Raw genomic sequence first — 17998 nt, 5'->3', positions numbered from 1 at the left:
GTCGTCACCGGCGCGGCCGGTCGCCCCGGCTGGGCCATCGTCGCGATCGACGGCGGCGCGCAGCAGGGCGTCGTCGAAGGCCAGGAAATCCGCCCCGGCGTGACCCTCTCCCGCGTCCGCGCGGACGGCATCGAGCTGACCGTCGGCGGCGCCCGCGAAACCGTCGCCCTCGCCGAACGCAGCAGCGCGGCCCCCGGCACCGAGCACGCCGCGCCACCCGCCCTCAATCTGCCGTCGCCGCCGCCCGCCAGCGCCGACGCCCCCACGCCCGCCATGCCGGGTCTGCCCGCCGGATTCCCGGCCAACCTGCAGGCCCAGCCGCAGACTCTCCCGAGCCCGTCCAACCAATGAAATCAGCCCGCCGCCTCCCCGCCCGCCAGATCGCCCTCGCTGGTGCCCTCGGCTGCGCCGTCGCCCTTGCCGGCAGCCTCGCCCTGCCCCACCCGGCCGTCGCCGCCGACGCCGACAGTGCGCACAGCGGCGGCCCCGCCGACCCCGTCTCGCTCAACTTCGTGAACGCCGACATCGGCGCGGTGATCCAGGCAGTCTCCAAGATTTCCGGACGCAACTTCATCGTCGATCCGCGGGTCAAGGGCACCCTCAACATCGTCACCGCCCGCCCGGTGCCGCGCAACCTCACCTACTCGATCCTCCTGTCGGCGCTGCGCCTGCAGGGCTATGCCGCAATCGAGGGTCAGGGCGTCACCAAGGTCGTCCCCGAAGCCGACGCCAAGCTCCACGCCGTGCCGGTGGGCAAGGGCCAGGGCGCCGGCGGCGGCGACCGGCTGACCACCCAGGTGTTCAATCTCAAGCACGAATCCGCCACCCAGCTGGTGCCGATCATCCGCCCGCTGGTGTCGCCCAACAACACCGTCACCGCCTACGCCGGCAACAACTCGCTGGTGGTCACCGACTACGCCGAGAACATCGGGCGCATCGCCCAGATCGTCGAATCCATCGACGTGCCCCAGAGCGGGCTGCGGGTGATTCCCCTGCAGCACGCCTCGGCCCTCGACGTCGCCCAGACCGTCTCGCGCCTGATGAACGACAGCGGCGCCGGCGGCATCGCGACCGCCGCGCCCGGCGTCGCCGGGGACACCAGCCAGCGCCTGTCGGTGGTCGGCGACCCCCGCACCAACAGCCTGCTGGTGCGCTCCGACAACCCCTCCAAGCTCAACGCGGTGCGCCAGCTGGTGGCCAGCCTCGACCAGCCCGGCGCCGCCGGCAACATCCACGTCGTCTACCTCAAGAACGCCGACGCGGTGAAGGTCGCCCAGACCCTGCGCGCCGTGCTCTCGGGCGAAAGCGGCAGCCTCGGCGGCACCACCACTCCGGGTCAGGGCAACTTCGGCACCGGCGGCACCGCCGCGGCCACCGGCTTCGGCACCCCCACCGGCACCGGCGGCAGCAACACCAGCGGCAGCCTCGGCAGCGCGCCGTCGTTCAACAGCAGCACCTCGGGTAGCGGCAGCGCCACCGGCAACGGCATCGTCCAGGCCGACCCGATGAGCAACGCGCTGATCATCACCGCGCCGGACGCCATCTACAACAACATCCGCAAGGTCATCGACCAGCTCGACCGCCGCCGCGCGCAGGTCTACGTCGAGGCGCTGATCGCCGAGATCAGCACCGAACGCGCCTCCGAGATCGGCATCCAGTGGCAGGCCGGCAAGATCGGCAACACCACCGCGTTCGGCGGCACCGCGTTCAGCTCCAGCGGCAACAACATCCTCAACCTCGCCACCAGTCTGGCGAGCACCTCCGGCACCGCGCTGCCGGGCAACGGCCTCAACCTGCTGCTGGGCGGCGGCACGATCAGCGTCGGCGGACGCCAGATCGCCAACCTCAACATGCTGGCCCATCTGCTCGAATCCGACACCAAGACCAACATCCTGTCCACGCCGAACATCATCACCCTCGACAACGAAGAGGCGAAGATCATGGTCGGCAAGAACGTCCCCTTCGTCACCGGCTCCTACGCCACCAGCACCACCGGTGGCACCACCGCCAGCCCCTTCACCACCGTCGAGCGCAAGGACGTGGGCCTGATGCTGAAGGTGAAGCCGCAGATCTCCGAGGGCGGCACGGTGCGCCTCCAGATCTACCAGGAAGCCTCGGCGGTCATCGATTCCGCCTCCACCACCTCGTCCTCCACCGCCGCCAACATCGGCCCCACCACCACCAAGCGCGCCATCGAATCGACCGTGCTCGTGGACGACGGCGCGATGATCGCCCTCGGCGGCCTGGTCGAGGACACCTACAGCGGTGGCGTCGAGAAGGTGCCGGTGCTCGGCGACCTGCCGGTGATCGGCTCGCTGTTCCGCTACAGCACCCGCGGCCGCGGCAAGACCAACCTGATCGTCTTCCTGCGCCCCGTCATCCTGCGCGACGCCGCCAGCCTCACCGGCATCTCGGCCGACCGCTACAACTACGTGATCGGCCAGCAACGCGCGATGGACAACATCGACGCCGCGATGCGTGGCGAACCCGGCGCCCCGCTCCTGCCGCCGCCGGGCAGCCCGCCGCCCGCGGTGCCCTACAACGTGCCGCGCAGCGCCCCCGCGGTCGCCGCCCCCGCGCCGGCCGTCGCACCCGCCACGCCCGTCGCCCCCGGCTACAACCCATGAGCGCCCCGGCCCTGCCCTACGCCTTCGCCAAGGCCCACGGCATCCTCGTCGCCGGGCAGGGGACGGACCGCGCCGACCTGCTGCTGCGCGAAGGCGCCGACCTCACCGCCCTGGCCGAAGTCCGCCGCACCCTCGGCGTGCCGCTGGCCATCGAACAGGTTTCCCGTGCCACCTTCGAAGCGCGCCTCTCCGAAGCCTACTCGGGCACCGACGGCAACGCCGCCGAGGTCGTCGCCGACGTGGGCCAGGAGGTCGACCTCACCCAGCTCATGACCGAGCTGCCGGCCGTCGAAGACCTCCTCGAAACCCAGGACGACGCCCCGATCATCCGCATGATCAACGCGCTGCTCACCCAGGCCGTGCGCCAGTCCGCCAGCGACATCCACATCGAGCCCTACGAGCGCCACTCGGTGGTGCGCTTCCGCCGCGACGGCGTGCTCGTCGACGTGGCCCAGCCCCACCGCGCGCTGCACGCCGCGATGGCCTCGCGGATCAAGATCATGGCCAGCCTCGACATCGCCGAGAAGCGCCTGCCGCAGGACGGCCGCATCGCCCTGCGCCTCGCCGGCCGGCAGGTGGACGTGCGCGTCTCCACGTTGCCCACCACCCACGGCGAACGCATCGTGCTGCGCCTGCTCGACAAGGGCAGCGGCCAGCGCAGCCTCGACAGCCTGGGCATGGCCGCCGACACCGTGCGGCCCTTCGCCGGCCTGCTTGAACAGCCCCACGGCATCCTGCTCGTCACCGGCCCCACCGGCTCCGGCAAGAGCACCACGCTCTACGCCGCGCTGCAGGGCATGGACGCCAAGCGCCGTAACATCGTCACCGTCGAGGACCCGGTCGAATACGACCTCCCCGGCGTCGGCCAGATCCAGGTCAACGGCAAGATCGACCTCAGCTTCGCCCGGGCGCTGCGGGCGATCCTCCGGCAGGATCCGGACGTCATCATGATCGGCGAAATCCGCGACCTCGAAACCGCCCAGATCGCCGTGCAGGCCAGCCTCACCGGCCACCTGGTGCTCGCCACCCTGCACACCAACGACGCCGCCTCGGCCGTCACCCGCCTCGTCGATATGGGCGTCGAGCCCTTCCTGCTCGCCTCCACCCTGCGCGGCGTGCTCGCCCAGCGCCTGGTGCGCCGGCTGTGCCCCAGCTGCCGCACGGCGCAGCCCGCCACCGACGCCGACCGCGACCTGCTCGGCCCCGACTGCCCGCGCGAGCTGTGGCACGCCCCCGGCTGCCCCGACTGCAGCCGCACCGGCTACGCCGGGCGCACCGGCATCTACGAGCTGATCGTCACCGACGACGCCCTCCAGCGCCTGATCCACACCGCCGCCGACGAAGCCGAACTGCGCGCCCACGCCCGCAGCCAGGGCGCCCACAGCCTGCGCGACGACGGTCTGCGCCTCGTCGCCCAGGGCATCACGTCGGCCGAAGAGCTGCTGCGCGTCACCCGGGACTAGCCGATGACCGCCTTCCGCTACCGCGCCGTTGATAACGCCGGGCGTGAATCCGCCGGCGTGCTCGAAGCCGACACCGGCCGCGCCGCCCGCGGGTTGCTGCGCGAGCGCGGCCTGTTCCCCCTCGAAGTCGTCTCCGTCGCCCAGGGCGCAGGCGGCGCCAGGACCGCCCGGCGCAAACTCAAGGACGCCGACCTCACCCTGCTCACCCGCCAGTGGGCCACGCTGCTCGCCTCGGGACTCACCGTCGAACAGGCGCTGGCCGCGCTCATCGAGCAGGCCGAGACCGAAGGCATCCGCCAGCTACTGGCCGGCGTGCGCTCCGAAATCCTCGCCGGCTACAGCCTGCGCGCCGCGCTGGATCGCTACCCCCAGGCCTTCTCCACGCTCTACCGCGCGTCGGTGGCCGCCGGCGAGAAATCCGGCGAGCTCGCGCGGGTCATGAACCAGCTCGCCGACTACCTCGACCGCAGCCACGCCCTGCGCACCAAAACCCTGCAGGCCCTGCTCTACCCGGCCGTCGTCGCCACCGTCGCGCTGCTCGTCATCGTCGGCCTGATGACTTACGTGGTGCCCCAGGTTGTCTCCGTCTTCCAGCAAGGCAAGCAGGCGCTGCCGCTGCTCACCCGGGTGCTGATCGTCGTCAGCGCCCTGCTGCGCGAGTGGGGCTGGCTGCTGATTCTGGCGATCGTCGGCGGGCTCTTCGCCGGCCGCGCGGCCCTGCGCGACACCACCGTCAAGCGCCGCTGGGACGCCTGGCTGCTGCGCCTGCCGGTGCTCGGCCGCCACCTGCGCACGCTCGACGCCACCCGCTTCGCCAGCACGCTTTCGATCCTCGCCGGCAGCGGCGTACCGCTCCTCGCCGCCCTGGACGCCGGCCGCCAGGTCATCAGCCGCCTGCCGCTGGCCGACGCCGTCGGCAGCGCCGCCGAGCGCGTCCGCGAAGGCCAGCCCCTGTCGCGGGCCCTCGGCGCCAGCCGGCAGTTTCCGCCGCTGCTGATCCACATGATCGCCAACGGCGAAGCCACCGGCCGCGTCGACGAGCTCCTCGACCGCGCCGCCCGCCTCCAGCAGGCCGAACTCGAAAACCGCACCGCCACCCTCACCGCCCTGCTCGAACCCGTGCTGCTGCTGGCGATGGGTGGCTTCGTGCTGCTCATCGTGATGGCCGTGATGCAGCCAATCATCGAGATCAACACCCTGATGAAATAAGGAAACGCGATGAAAAACGCCCTCCGCCGCGCCCGCGGCTTCACCCTGATCGAAGTCATGGTCGTCATCGTCATCCTCGGCGTGCTCGCCGCGCTGGTGGTGCCCAAGGTCATGAGCCGTCCCGACGAAGCCCGCGTCGTCGCCGCCAAGCAGGACATCTCGGCGATCATGCAGGCGCTCAAGCTCTACAAGCTCGACAACCGCCGCTACCCCACCGCCGAGCAGGGCCTGCAGGCCCTGGTCGTCAAGCCCAGCGCCGCGCCGGTGCCCGACAACTGGAAGTCCTACCTCGACAAGCTGCCCCAGGACCCGTGGGGGAAGCCCTACCAGTACGTCGTGCCGGGCCTCAAGGGCGAGGTGGACGTGATGAGCTTCGGCGCCGACGGCCTCACCGGCGGCGAAGGCTTCGACGCCGACATCGGCTCCTGGAGCCTGTGAGAATAACAGCCCCCGCGCCCGTGGCTACGCCCCGGTCCCGCCCCCCGAGGGGGCCCCGAGGATGCTTGGGGCGGCCCGGCGAATCCTCGGGTAGCACAGCCCCCGCGCCCGTGGCTACGCCCCGGTCCCGCCCCCCGAGGGGGCCCCGAGGATGCTTGGGGCGGCCCGGCGAATCCTCGGGTAGCACAGCCCCCGCGCCCGTGGCCACGTCCCGGTCGAGCCTGCCCCGCCGCCGTGCGGGCTTCACGCTGATCGAGGTCATGGTCGTGCTGGTCATCATGGGCGTCATGGCCACCGGCCTCACCCTCGGCCTCGACAGCCTGCGCGGGCGCGACACCGAGCAGGCCCTCAAGCGCCTGCGCCTGGTGCTCGAGGCCAGCGCCGACCGGGCCAGCGTGCGCGGTCGGCCCATCGCCATCGAATTCCTCCCCGACGGCTACCGCTTCTCGGCGCTCGACCCCGACGACAACTGGCGCCCGTTGATCGATCCGCCGGTTTTCGCCGAGCGGCCGCTGCCCGGCGGGCTCGCCTGGCTCGGCCTGCGCCTCGACGGCCAGCCCGACGTCGCCGCGCCGCGCCTGCAGTTCGGCACCCAGCCGCCCGAGTACGAACTGCGCGTCGCCACGCCCACCGGCGAGGCCCGCTTCACCGGCAAGCCGAGCGGGGAAGTGATCCTCACCCTGCCGGGCCGGCAAGCCTCATGACCCGTCGCGTCGGCGGCTTCACGCTGCTCGAAACCCTCGTCGCGCTGGCGATCCTGGCCATCGCCCTCACCGCCGCCTTCCGCGCGATGGGCGTCACCGCCCAGTCGTCGGCCGAGCTGCGCGAACGCCTTCTCGGCGACTGGGTCGCCGAGAACCGTCTCGCCGAACTGCGCGCCACCCAGGCCTGGCCCAATCCCGGCGTGAGCGAAGGCAGCGCCGAGCAGGCCGGACGCAGCTACCGCTGGCGCGAGGAGGTCAAGAACACCGCCAACCCGCTGTTCCGCCGCGTGGACCTCAGCGTGTTCGGCCCCGAATCGGGCGATCACGCCATCGCCCGGCTGTCCGGCTACGTCGCCAAGCCGCTGCGATGACCCGCCCCACCCGCCGCCAGCGCGGCCTCACCCTCATCGAGCTGATGGTCGCCCTGGCGATCTTCGCGATCCTCGGCGTGCTCTCCTACCGCGCCCTCGCCGAGGTCGCCACCAGCCGCGGCCGCCTCGAGGACAACTTCAACCGCTGGCGCGCCATCAGCCGCGCCGTCCAGCGCCTCGACGCCGACCTCATCCAGATCGCCGCCCCGGCGCGCCGCGACGCCGCCGCCGGCGGCCCGCCTCAGGCCGCCAGCACCACCGCCCCGCTGATTCTCGGCCGTGCGGCCAATGGTGGCGGGCCCGAACTGCAGCTCCTGCGCCTCGACGACAACCGCGGGGTACGCCGGGTGGGCTACCGGCTGGTGGACGGCCGCCTCGACTGGCTGCGCTGGAGCGGCCGCGAGGCCTTCGGCGAACCCCAGGTCGAACCCCTGCTCGGCGACGTGCGCGGCATCCGCTGGCGTTTCCTGCTCAACAACAACCGGATCGACGCCTGGCCCCCCGGCGACACCCGCGCGGTGCTGCCCGACGCGATCATCCTCGAGCTCGACCTGCCCGACGTGGGCGTCCTGACCCGCGTGGTGGCGCTGCGATGAACGCCCGTAACCGATTCCGCCAGCACGGCGCGGCGGTCATCCTCGCGCTCCTCACCGTGGCGCTGGTCGCCGGCCTCGCCGCCGCCTCGGTGGGCGACCTGGGCGTCGCGATGGACCAGGTCACCGGCCGCCACGACCAGGCCCAGGCCCGCCAGCTCGCCCGCGGCGCCGTCGACTGGGCGCGCAACGTGTTGTCCGAGGACGCCCGCAGCAGCCAGGTGGACCACCTCGGCGAAGCCTGGGCCGTCAAGGTGCCGCCCACCCCGGTCGAAGAAGGCGAAGTCAGCGGCGAACTGCAGGAGCTCTCCGGCCGCCTCAACCTCAACAACCTGGTCCTCGTCGACGGCACCGACATCGTCGAGGTCGAACACTTCCAACGCCTGCTGGTCGTGCTCGGTGTCGGCGAGGGCGACGCGCTCAACCTCACCGCCGCCCTGCTCGACTGGCTCGACGCCGACGACAACCCGCGCCTGCCCGGCGGCGCCGAATCCGCCTGGTACGGCGCCCAGACCCCGCCGCGCCGCGCCGCCAACGGCCCCCTGGTCGCGGTGAACGAACTGATTCAGGTGCGTGGCTTCAGCCCCCAGCTAGTCGCCCGCCTCGCGCCCTTCGTCGCCGCGGTGCCCGCCGGCGCCACCGTCAACGTGAACACCGCCCCGGCCGAAGTCCTCGCCGCCGTGGTACCCGGCTTGTCCCTCGACGCCGCCCGGCTGCTGATCGTCGAACGCGGCCGCGCCTGGTTCAAGGACGTCAACGACTTCAAGGCCCGCCTCCCCAACCAGGCGCTCCAGCCCGATCTCAACCGCCTGTCGGTCACCAGCCGGCACTTCGTCGCCACCGGCCGCGCCCGCTTCGGGGTGGCGATGGTGCGTATGGAAGTGCTGCTCGAACGCAGCCAGAACTGGCCCACCATCGTCTGGCAAAAACTGCTCTGATACCGCCATGAGTACCCGACTCCTCCTCGCCATCGACGAACAATGGCCCGCCCGAACGGACTGCCCGTGGGTGCTCCTCGGCCCGGACGGCAAGCCGCTCTCCGAAGGTCAGTCCGAACCGCGCCACTGGCCCGCCGCCGCCGACTGCGAAGTCGTCCTCGGCGGTCCCCAGTGCCTGTGGCTCGACGTGCCGCTGCCCCGCGGCGCCCGCCGCGACCTGCCGCGCCTGCTCGCCTACGCCCTCGAGGACCGCCTGCTCAAGGACCCGGACACCCAGCACCTCACCGTCAGCCATCGCCGCCCCGCCGACGACGGCGAACGCGACCTGGCCGGCGTGCTGGTAGTGAGCCGCGAACGCCTGCGCCAGGTCGTCGCCCAGCTCGTCGCCATCGGCCGCCCCCCGCGACGGGTGATGGCCGAACTGCAGACCGCGCCCGCCGACGCCGATGCCTGGCACCTCGCCGTTTCGCCCGCCGGGGCCATCCTGCGGCGCACGCCGGGCAGCGGCCTCGCCCTCGACACCGACATCCTCGGCCCGCTGCTCGCCCAGCAGGCGGCCAGCGCCCGCGCCGCCAACGCCGCACCGACGCGCATCGAGGTGCACCTCGCCCCCGGCTGCGCCAGCCCCGATCTGGCCGCCCTGCAGGCCGAAACCGCCCTCGAGATACGCCTCGCCGACGCCTACCGCTGGTGGCAGGGTGCCGAGCGCAAGACGGCCAACCTGCTCCACGACGAATTCGCCTACCGCGACAGCGGCCCCGGCTGGGCCGGCAAGCTGCGTCCGGCCCTCGCCGTGGGCACCACCGCCCTGGCGGTGTGGCTGCTCGCCAACGTCGGCGAGGTGCTGTGGATGAAGCACCGCCTCGGCCAGATCGACCAGCGCATCGAGCGGGTCTACACCACCACCTTCCCCAACAGCCCGGCCGTCGCCCCGGCCGCCCAGATGCTCCAGCAGCTCAACCAGGCGCGCGCGCGCCACGGCCTGCTCCGCGACGACGACGCCCTCGCCTTGCTCGCCCAGGCCGCCGAAGCCCTCGGCACCGACGCCGCCGGCGGCATCGCGGCGCTGCGCTTCGAAGACGGCCGCCTCGACCTCACCCTCGCCGGCCCGGCCGCCGCCCGCGCCGAAGCCGTCGTCGGGCTCCTCACCAGCCGCGGCCTCCTCGCCGACCTGCGCCAGGACGGCGCTACCACCCACCTGCTGCTGCGCCGGGAGAACCTGCAATGAGCGCCCCCACCCCCGTCGCCGCCACCGGCCCGATCACCCGGCTCCTTGCCGCCTGGCAGGCGCGCAACCCGCGCGAACGCACCCTGATCGTCGTCGCCGCCACCGTCGTCGCGGTCGCCCTCGTCGTCTCGCTGATGGACTGGAGCCGCGTCCAGCGCAGCCGTCTCGGGCGCAGCCTGCCCCGCGCCGAAGCGCAGCTCGAACAGGTTCAGGAGTCGGCCACCGAGATCGCCCGCCTGCGCGCTCAGCCCGCGCTCCAGCCGCCCACCGGGCCGGCCCTGCTCGAAGCGGTGCAGGCCTCGGCCAAGAGCCGCGGGCTGGGCCTCGCCATCCAGGCCGCCGGGGACGGCCTGCAGGTCAAGGGCAGCGCCGGCTTCGACGAACTCGCCGGCTGGCTCGCCACCCTGCAGCAGGATCTCGGCCTGCGCGTGCTGCGCATGGAAGTCCAGCAACAGGGCAAGGTCGCCGGCATCGACGCGGTGCTGGTCGCCAGCGGCGGCTGATCCGCCCCGACACCCCGATGCGCCGCAAGCTGCTCGTCCTCGCCGCCTTCACCCTCGCCTTCCTCGTCGGCCGGGCGCCGGCCGCGCTGGTCGATGGCCTCGTCGCCCACTTCACCGACGGCAACCTGCGCCTGCAGCAGGCCGAAGGCAGCCTGTGGCACGGCCGCGGCATCCTCGCCAGCCGCGACGCCGGCGGGCGCAGCCTGTCGCCGTGGCTGCCGCTGGCGTGGGATTTCGACACCGGCGCACTCGGCCGCCTCGCCGTCGGCTGGCGCTTCGCCAGCAACGGCACGCCGATCGGCAGCGTGCACCTCGCGCCGGACGGGCTCGGCGTGAGCGGGCTCGCCCTCCACGCCCCCGCCAACGCCGCCCTCTCGTCGATCCCCCACCCCGCCGCGCGCGCCGGCTGGCAAGGCGACCTGACCGTCGAGTCCCCAACCTGGCACTGTGCGCCGGACGGCCGCTGCGACGGCCAGGCCCGCCTGCTGTGGCGCGGCGCCCGCAGCGCCCTGTTTCCCGGTCGCCAGTTCGGCGACTACGCGCTGCGCATCGACGCCCGAGCCGGCAACCTGCGCTTCTCGCTCGCCACCCTCGACGGCGCGATCCAGGCCAGCGGCCAGGGCGAAGCCCCGTTCGGCCAGCCGCCGCGCTTCGACGGCAGCCTGCGGGGCGAGCCCGAATTCCTCAGCCGCCTGCCCGCCATCGCCGGCGGCGCCGCCCGCCCCACCGGCACGCCCGGCCAGTTCGAAATCCACTGGCCGCCGCGGTGACATCCATCACTACCGAATGCAAAACGATTCCGCCAGAATGGCGGGTTGATACTCAACGACCACCACTTCATCGCCACGCCATGAATCCGATCCAAGCCGCCCGCGCCGCCGGCCAGCAAATCTGGCTCGACAACCTGTCCCGCGCCCTCATCAACTCCGGCGAGCTCGCCCGCCACATCGCAGCCGGCGTGGCCGGCGTCACCACCAACCCGGCGATCTTCCACAAGGCCATCGCCGAAGGGCAGGACTACCGCCCGGCGCTGGATGCCATGGCCGGCGAATCCCTCGACGCCGAGCAGCGCTACGAACGGCTGGTGATCGAAGACGTGCAGCGCGCCTGCGACACGATCCGCCCGGTGTTCGACGCCAGCCACGGCGACGCCGGCTACGTGAGCCTCGAAGTCTCGCCGGCGCTCGCCGACGACGAGGACGGCACCGTGCTGTCGGCGCTGCGCCTGCGTGCCGCGGTCGCCCGCGACAACCTGCTGGTGAAGATTCCCGCCACCGCCGCCGGCGTCCGCGCCATCGAAACCCTCACCGGCGAAGGCGTCAGCCTCAACGTCACCCTGATGTTCTCCCTCGCCCATGTGGACGCCGTGGCGGGCGCCTACCAGCGCGGCCTCGAACGGCTCGCCGCAGCCGGTGGCGACGTGACCCGCGTACGCTCGGTGGCCAGCGTGTTCCTGTCCCGCTGGGACAGCCTGATCGACAAGCAGCTCGAAGAAATCGGCACGCCCGCGGCCCTGGCCCTGCGCGGCAAGGCCGGCGTGGCCCTCGCCCGCCAGGCCTATCAGCGCTACCTGGCGCGCTTCCACGGCGCCGGCTTCGCCGCGCTGGCCGCCAGGGGCGCGCGCGCCCAAAGCATGCTGTGGGCCAGCACCGGCACCAAGAACCCGGCCTACTCCGACCTGATGTACGTCGAGCCGCTGATCGGCGCCGAAACCGTCAACACCCTGCCCGACGCGACCCTCGCCGCCTTCGCCGACCACGGCCAGGTGCGTGCCGGCAGCGTGACCGAGGACGTGGACGCCGCCGCCGCCCACATCGCTGCGCTGGAGGCCCTCGGCCTGGATCTGAACGCCCTCGGCGAGCGCCTGCAGGCCGACGGGCTCGCCCAGTTCGCCACCGCCTTTGGCAAGCTGCTCGAACTCACCGCCTGAGCACTTCCACAGTGGCCGGATAACCCTCGCCCCGGCCACCTCCGCGGGCAGCGTTGCGACGCTGCCATCCCGCGCCCCCCCCTCCTGCCCTGCATCACCTCCTGCCCTGCATCACCTGCTGCCGTGCGTCATGTAGCGCGCCGGAAGCACCGTCTCCGCGGCAACGTCGTCGCGCCTCCCCCTTTCTGCACCGGCCAGGCCGCCCGCCCGGTCCTCGCCCCCCCCAAAAAAGCATCGCACCCCGCCTACAACGCGGGCCGCGGCCCCACCTCGACCTGTTCCGCCGCCGTACCCACGCTCTGCACGTACCTTGGATGCCCCGCAACCTTTGAACCGTCGGCGCCAACCCCCGCCACCGATTTGGCATTGCCCTAGAAAACGATACTGCATAAAATGACAGCATTACATTCATATGACCTTCTCTTGCAGGAGGTTTGCTGTCGGTCTTTTTTACCTCCTTGAACAAACGCTGAGCCCACGGACGCCATGAATCTCAACGACATCTTGCTGGCAACTCTGGACCTGACCGAAGCCAACCGCCCGATCCGCCTGCGCCTCGCGCACGATCAAGGCGTGCTTGACGACGTGCTGCTGGTCAGGCGCGTCAGCGGCAGCGAAACCCTGTGCGGCGGGCTCGAATATCGTCTCCTGTGCGTAGCCGCCAACGCGTATTTGCCGTTGAAGGAGTTCATCGCCCTACCCGTCGAGCTCCAGTTCGTCACCGACCGAGGCGAGCTTCGTTCGGTGTGCGGCATCGTGGCGCAGGTGTCTGCCGGACAGAGCGACGGTGGGCTGGCCACGTACCAGTTGGTCATCCGTGACGCACTCGCGCTGCTCGAGCTGCGTACCAATACCCGCGTGTTCCGAACGCTCAATGAAGTCGACATCGCCAAAGTCGTGCTGGACGATATGCGCCAGAACAACCCGGTGCTCGCCAAGGCTTTCGATATCGATTTCTCATCGCTGTCGCAAACCTACCCGGCACGCGAATTCACCATGCAGCACAACGAATCCGACGCGGCCTTCCTGCGCCGCCTGTGGAAGCGGCGCGGCATCGCCTGGTTCATCCGTCCTGGCAAGGCATCGGCAAGCGGCAGCACGGATACCCCCACCCACACGCTGGTGTTGTTCGACGATCAGCATGGGCTCGCGAGGAATGCGGCGGGCACCGTGCGTTATCACCGCGACGGCGCCACCGAGACGCGCGACGGCATCACCGCCTGGATGCCAGTGCGCACACTCACGCCCGGCGGCGTCAGCCGCCACAGCCGCGACTACCTGCAAGCCCGCCCCATGACCAGCGCGTCGCCTTCCTGCATCGACCAAGGCAGCACGGGCAACCAGTTCGCCGCCAGCCTGGAAGACTACCTCCTCGACGTGCCCCACGCGGGCGATAGCGGCGACGACTATCGCCGTCTGGGCGAACTGCGCATGAAGCGCCACGAATACGAATCCAAGTGCTTTCACGGCGAAGGCGGCGTTCGCGACTTGTGCGTGGGTCAGTGGATCGGCTTGAGCGGCCACCCGGAGATCGACACCCATCCCCCCGAGGAGCGGGAATTCGTCATCACCGAACTCCACGTCGAAGCGGACAACAACCTGCCCAAGACGCTCGACGACTCGGCACAGCGCCTGTTTGCCGCCAACCGCTGGAACCTGCCCCCCACTGCCGTCGTCCCCGGGTCCACCGAAGCCGCAGAAACGCGTTACCGAAATCGTTTTGCGTGCGTACGCCGAGGCGTTCCCATCGTGCCGGCTTTCGATCCGCGCACCGATCTGCCGCGGCCGCAACTACAGAGCGCCATCGTGGTCGGGCCGGCAGGCGAGGAAATCCATTGCGACCCGTACGGCCGCGTAAAGGTGGCTTTCGACGGCACTCGCCCCCGCGACCACGAGCACGCCCACGGCGCCGGGGCCAGCCAGTCCGACCGCGACTCGGCCTGGGTGCGGGTTTCCAGCAACTGGGCCGGCGACCGGCGAGGCGCATTGAGCCTCCCGCGCGTAGGCGACGAAGTCATCATCGACTGGCTCGGCGGCGACCCGGACAAGCCGATCGTCATTTCCAGCGTATACGGTGGCACGGCCCCGCCGCCCGATTTCAGCCGCGTCGGCGGGCTGCCGGGCAACCGCTATGTGGCGGGCATCAAGAGCAAGGAGGTGCGCGGCCGCCGCTACAACCAATTGCGGCTGGACGACTCGCCCGGCCAGATCAACGCGCAACTGGCCAGCGAACACGGCCATAGCCAGCTCAACCTGGGATGGCTGACCCATCCGCGCCAGGACGGCCAGGGGGAGGCGCGCGGCGAAGGCGCCGAGCTACGCAGCGACGGCGCCACGGCGATCCGAGGTGGCAAGGGCGTGTTCATCAGCGCCGACGCACGCCCCAAAGCAGCCGGCACGCAACTGGATCGCACCGCCATGCTCGGCATGAACGAAGTATTGGCAAGCATCCAGCGAAGCCTCACCGAACTCGCCCGCACGCACTTCGCCGACGACGCGGATGGCACCGCCCTGGCGAAGCTCGTCGACCACCTCAAGAACTGGGACAAAGGCAGCAACACCGAAGGCGGCGAGCCCGATCCCGCCGGCGGCAAGCCTGTCGTCGCGGTCAGCGCAGTGGAAGGCCTCGCCCTCACCAGCCAGGAAAACATCGCGATCGGCGCTCGCACCCACGTAGATGTCGTGAGCGGCGACAACACCCAGCTCTCCACCGGCAAGAAGCTGCTGATGCGCGCTGCGCAAGGCGTCAGCCTGTTCGCGCACAAACTGGGCATGAAGCTGATCGCCGCCAGCGGCAAGATCGAAATCCAGGCCCAGGATGGAGAGATCGCCATCGGCGCCGCCCGGCGCCTGCATCTTTACTCGCTCAAGTCCCTGCTGCTTGAAGCACCGGAAATCATGATCCGCTCCGAAGGCGCGCAGATCGTCCTGGCCAACGGCACGATCACATCGTCCTCGACCGGCACCTTCAAGATCGAAGCGCCCGATTTCAGTTTCGGCGGCAGTGGCGGCGGCAGCCTCAACCCACCCAGTATGCCGCAATCGTCCCTCGCCACCGACGAACGCATCGCGTTCTCTGGCCGCGCCGGACAAGCACGGGAAAACATCGCCTACGAGGTGCGCGACGCCAGTGGCGCGGTGCGGGACGCGGGACGATCCGCCGCGGACGGCGCCACCCAGGCGGTGGTCACCGACAGCGCCATTCAGCCCTTGAATATCCACATCAAGCTCTGACCCAGCAACAACACGCCCCACCAGGACCGCCTTCCCCATGAACACGCTACTTCATCGACAAGCCACGCGCCGCGTGCCGCTCGGATTCGACGACAAGGGCGAGCCGACGTTCAAGACCGTCTGCAGCCCCGTGGGCTTCGCCCCACGCGCGCACGGCGTGCTGCCGCCACGCCATGTGATCCCCATCATTTTCGTGCCGGGGATCATGGGCACCAATCTACGCATGACGAGAGAAGCGGATCCCGACCAGCCGTCCGCCTGGACACCACCCAATGGCATATTTGCGGGGCTCGGCGAGGTCCGGCGCAGAAGAAAGCAGACACCGGACCAACGGCAGCTGCAGCTGGCACCGGCCCGGACCGAAGTGGATGACCAGGGCCTGGTCGAGTTGCCGGACAGCCTCTATACCCTCACCGAAAAGGAAGCCAGACGGCGCGGCTGGGGCGAGGTCCATCACGACAGTTACGGCGGGGCGCTGGCCGAGTTGGAACGCGCGCTGAACGACCAATACGAAGAGCCGGGCAAGCCCGGTTCCAAGAAGCTGCCCGTCTGGACCATCGCGCAGACGCTCAAGAAACAGCCGCCGGCGCGCCCTCGGGCGGAGGGCGGCCCGCAGCCCGCCGACGAAGCAGTAGAAGACCCCATTGATGTCCTCGGGATCTGGAATCCGGTCAAGGGCGACATCGCGGCGCTGACGGACGCGGAGTTCGCGCGGCTGGACGATTTTTACTACCCGGTCTGGGCCTGCGGCTACAACTGGCTCGAAAGCAACGAGGCATCGGCGGACCGCCTGCTCCGGCGGATCGACGAAGCCCTGGCGTGGTACGAGGCCACCCGCTATTTCATCCCGCAAGGCAAAGTCATCGTCGTCACCCATTCGATGGGCGGCCTCGTCGCGCGCCGGGCCTCGCAAAAAGCGGCGGACAAGATCCTGGGCGTGGTGCACGGCGTACAACCCGTCAGCGGCGCGCCGGTGGTGTACCGGCGTTTTCGCGCCGGCACCGAGACAGGCGGCTTCTTCGACATCGCCGGGGCCGCCGTTGCCACCATCATCGGCTGGGATGCCGCCGACATCACCTGCGTCATGGCCAATGCCCCCGGCCCGCTCGAACTGCTACCCACTAAGCACTACCCGCCAGGCTGGCTGACGATATCCCATGAAGTCGACGGCAAGCAGGAAACGCTGGCGACGCTGCCGCAAGCCGACCCTTACGAAGAGATCTACGCGAAACGGGTGCAGGACGTGTGGTGGGGGATGATCGACGAGACGTTGATCGATCCGGCTGGATTGACTAAGAATGAAGTGCCGAACCTGGAAATACTCGGAGACCCAAGTTTTACTACGCCTTGGGATGCTTATAAAAAAAATCTCACGACAGCACGGGATTTCCATGACTGTTTAAAACTATACAGTCATCCAAATACGTATGCCCATTATGGCTCCGACCGCCGCCAAATCGCCTTCGGTGGCATCCATTGGGTGACGAGCGACACCGTCCCGGAAGCGTTACGGACAGGGCTGATGGCGCTACCCGCCAAATCCTGGACCAGGCTGGGTAAAACCCAGGTCCTTGCGGGCGATCGAACCGTGACGTTCAAGACCGCCAACCGCCGCAAGCCCGAATCGGACGCGGCTGCCGATGCCGGGGACGGCACCGTGCCCAGCCCATCCGGTGCGGTCATCGGAAAGTCCGACGGCGCCATCCATGTCTTCCGCATGAAGGGCTTCGATCATCAAGGCAGTTACTCGCACCGCGACGTGCTGGACAACGTCATGTACTGTCTGGCCAGGATCATCCAGAAGGCCACGCCCGCCAAGGATCTGCCGCAACACAAGGAAGGAGAACCCACCCCATGCCCCGACTCTACCCAAGGCTCGCCAGTATCGGCGCCGCCCTCCTCTGTCTCGTCGCCTGCGTAAGCGCCCACGCAAAGGACACCGCCATGACCCAACCTAATTCGCTCTGCTTCGGGCGCTTCATCGTCGACCTGCCGGAAGGCGCGGAAATTCAAGATATGGGACAGCAGTCGGAATACATGTTCGGCGAAATCAAATCCGAACCGTTTGCTGGAGGAGTGGATGAGTTTTCACAAAAGATGAAAAAACGTGAAGACGAGCTTAAAGACGGAAAACAAAAGGACGGATTCAAATACACCCAAACAATATACCCATCCCCCGACAGTAGAATCTTCACATTTTCACGAACATATGATTTATTTCCGAACGACCCACCCTCGACTGGGCTTGAGCTTTATCGGATAAACGACGGCCGACTTTTCTCGATGGAGCGTACAGGGTTCAATAAATCCTTCCCTAAGACAGTTGAGCGTCTTAGAACGCATTTAGCCACCAGCCTACGCGCCCGAAAAATCGACGAAATCCCCACCGAGCCCGGATTCTGCATCCGCGACGGATTCATTGCCGACAACGGCAACGAGAACATATACGAACACGCCCGCATGCAGTTGAACTTCAAGCAGTGGCCGGACATGTGGGTGAAGTTCACCAGCATGACCGTGCATAGAACGGGGAGGGAAACGCTTCTGCAACGGCTGGCCAAGTTCCCCATCACGCCCCTGGAGAAGGCGTTCGTCAAGGTTTTCAGGCAAGGCAAGCATGACGTCAACGGCCGCAAGGGCGAAGAGATACTGGAATTGCTGCCGACCGACCAAGGCATCAAGCAGCACTCGTTCCGATGGGAGGCGACCGGCGAGATCAATCGGATCCTGGTCCCCGACCTGATCGTCGAACTGGAGAGC

General features: G+C 69.5%; 16 protein-coding genes. All 16 read left to right on the top strand.

The genetic code is table 11. The features are described from left to right. A partial coding sequence (locus tag ACE3P2_RS06435) for a type II secretion system protein N (protein WP_374262342.1) occupies positions 1-351 on the top strand: 351 nt, incomplete at its 5' end. After that, positions 348-2627: a type II secretion system secretin GspD gene (gene gspD / locus ACE3P2_RS06430; RefSeq protein WP_374262339.1), complete on the top strand. Its 2280-nt coding sequence runs from the start codon at positions 348-350 to the stop codon at positions 2625-2627. The genes ACE3P2_RS06435 and gspD, both read left to right, overlap by 4 nt. After that, positions 2624-4090, top strand: coding sequence for a type II secretion system ATPase GspE (gene gspE / locus ACE3P2_RS06425; protein WP_374262336.1), 1467 nt, complete (start codon positions 2624-2626; stop codon positions 4088-4090). Before gspD ends, gspE begins: the two co-directional genes overlap by 4 nt. Positions 4091-4093: 3 nt before the next feature. Further along, on the top strand, positions 4094-5299 hold the full coding sequence (gene gspF, locus ACE3P2_RS06420) for a type II secretion system inner membrane protein GspF (protein ID WP_374262334.1): 1206 nt from the start codon (positions 4094-4096) through the stop codon (positions 5297-5299). 9 nt (positions 5300-5308) lie between these two features. Next, complete coding sequence (gspG, locus tag ACE3P2_RS06415; protein WP_374262332.1) at positions 5309-5737, top strand: type II secretion system major pseudopilin GspG; 429 nt, start codon at positions 5309-5311, stop codon at positions 5735-5737. A gap of 200 nt (positions 5738-5937) precedes the next feature. Further along, entirely contained in the window at positions 5938-6441 is a 504-nt protein-coding gene (locus tag ACE3P2_RS06410; protein WP_374262329.1) for a prepilin-type N-terminal cleavage/methylation domain-containing protein, read from the top strand. Then, complete coding sequence (gspI, locus tag ACE3P2_RS06405) at positions 6438-6812, top strand: type II secretion system minor pseudopilin GspI (RefSeq protein WP_374262326.1); 375 nt, start codon at positions 6438-6440, stop codon at positions 6810-6812. The genes ACE3P2_RS06410 and gspI overlap by 4 nt, the downstream gene beginning before the upstream one ends. After that, positions 6809-7408 (top strand): type II secretion system minor pseudopilin GspJ, encoded by a 600-nt coding sequence (gene gspJ / locus ACE3P2_RS06400; RefSeq protein WP_374262323.1) that lies wholly within the window; start codon positions 6809-6811, stop codon positions 7406-7408. The genes gspI and gspJ overlap by 4 nt, the downstream gene beginning before the upstream one ends. Next, complete coding sequence (gene gspK / locus ACE3P2_RS06395; RefSeq protein ID WP_374262320.1) at positions 7405-8343, top strand: type II secretion system minor pseudopilin GspK; 939 nt, start codon at positions 7405-7407, stop codon at positions 8341-8343. Before gspJ ends, gspK begins: the two co-directional genes overlap by 4 nt. 7 nt (positions 8344-8350) lie before the next feature. After that, on the top strand, positions 8351-9571 hold the full coding sequence (gene gspL / locus ACE3P2_RS06390) for a type II secretion system protein GspL (RefSeq protein WP_374262318.1): 1221 nt from the start codon (positions 8351-8353) through the stop codon (positions 9569-9571). Further along, positions 9568-10074, top strand: coding sequence for a type II secretion system protein GspM (gene gspM, locus ACE3P2_RS06385; RefSeq protein ID WP_374262317.1), 507 nt, complete (start codon positions 9568-9570; stop codon positions 10072-10074). The genes gspL and gspM overlap by 4 nt, the downstream gene beginning before the upstream one ends. Before the next feature lie 17 nt (positions 10075-10091). Continuing rightward, positions 10092-10844, top strand: coding sequence for a type II secretion system protein N (gspN, locus tag ACE3P2_RS06380; RefSeq protein WP_374262315.1), 753 nt, complete (start codon positions 10092-10094; stop codon positions 10842-10844). Positions 10845-10924: 80 nt separating this feature from the next. Next, positions 10925-12004: a transaldolase gene (gene tal / locus ACE3P2_RS06375; protein ID WP_374262312.1), complete on the top strand. Its 1080-nt coding sequence runs from the start codon at positions 10925-10927 to the stop codon at positions 12002-12004. A gap of 486 nt (positions 12005-12490) precedes the next feature. After that, positions 12491-15238, top strand: coding sequence for a type VI secretion system Vgr family protein (locus ACE3P2_RS06370; RefSeq protein WP_374262310.1), 2748 nt, complete (start codon positions 12491-12493; stop codon positions 15236-15238). A 37-nt stretch (positions 15239-15275) separates the two neighbouring features. Next, positions 15276-17159, top strand: a complete 1884-nt coding sequence (locus ACE3P2_RS06365; RefSeq protein ID WP_374262307.1) for a hypothetical protein — start codon at positions 15276-15278, stop codon at positions 17157-17159. A 23-nt stretch (positions 17160-17182) separates the two neighbouring features. Further along, on the top strand, positions 17183-17998 hold an 816-nt coding region (locus ACE3P2_RS06360), incomplete at its 3' end, for a T6SS immunity protein Tli4 family protein (protein WP_374262305.1).

Source organism: Zoogloea sp. (assembly GCF_041911615.1).
Lineage (GTDB): Bacteria > Pseudomonadota > Gammaproteobacteria > Burkholderiales > Rhodocyclaceae > Zoogloea.
The sequence above is the reverse complement of the archived record's forward strand: the minus strand, read 5'-3'. Positions and strand labels throughout refer to the sequence as shown.

Bases quoted from the DNA above. Each gene is read 5' to 3' on its own strand.
- gspF (WP_374262334.1), top strand. From the start codon at position 4,094: ATGACCGCCTTCCGCTACCGCGCCGTTGATAACGCCGGGCGTGAATCC.
- gspK (WP_374262320.1), top strand. From the start codon at position 7,405: ATGAACGCCCGTAACCGATTCCGCCAGCACGGCGCGGCGGTCATCCTC.
- gspI (WP_374262326.1), top strand. From the start codon at position 6,438: ATGACCCGTCGCGTCGGCGGCTTCACGCTGCTCGAAACCCTCGTCGCG.
- ACE3P2_RS06370 (WP_374262310.1), top strand. From the start codon at position 12,491: ATGAATCTCAACGACATCTTGCTGGCAACTCTGGACCTGACCGAAGCC.
- gspN (WP_374262315.1), top strand. From the start codon at position 10,092: ATGCGCCGCAAGCTGCTCGTCCTCGCCGCCTTCACCCTCGCCTTCCTC.
- gspJ (WP_374262323.1), top strand. From the start codon at position 6,809: ATGACCCGCCCCACCCGCCGCCAGCGCGGCCTCACCCTCATCGAGCTG.
- tal (WP_374262312.1), top strand. From the start codon at position 10,925: ATGAATCCGATCCAAGCCGCCCGCGCCGCCGGCCAGCAAATCTGGCTC.
- ACE3P2_RS06365 (WP_374262307.1), top strand. From the start codon at position 15,276: ATGAACACGCTACTTCATCGACAAGCCACGCGCCGCGTGCCGCTCGGA.
- gspD (WP_374262339.1), top strand. From the start codon at position 348: ATGAAATCAGCCCGCCGCCTCCCCGCCCGCCAGATCGCCCTCGCTGGT.
- gspM (WP_374262317.1), top strand. From the start codon at position 9,568: ATGAGCGCCCCCACCCCCGTCGCCGCCACCGGCCCGATCACCCGGCTC.
- gspL (WP_374262318.1), top strand. From the start codon at position 8,351: ATGAGTACCCGACTCCTCCTCGCCATCGACGAACAATGGCCCGCCCGA.
- gspE (WP_374262336.1), top strand. From the start codon at position 2,624: ATGAGCGCCCCGGCCCTGCCCTACGCCTTCGCCAAGGCCCACGGCATC.
- gspG (WP_374262332.1), top strand. From the start codon at position 5,309: ATGAAAAACGCCCTCCGCCGCGCCCGCGGCTTCACCCTGATCGAAGTC.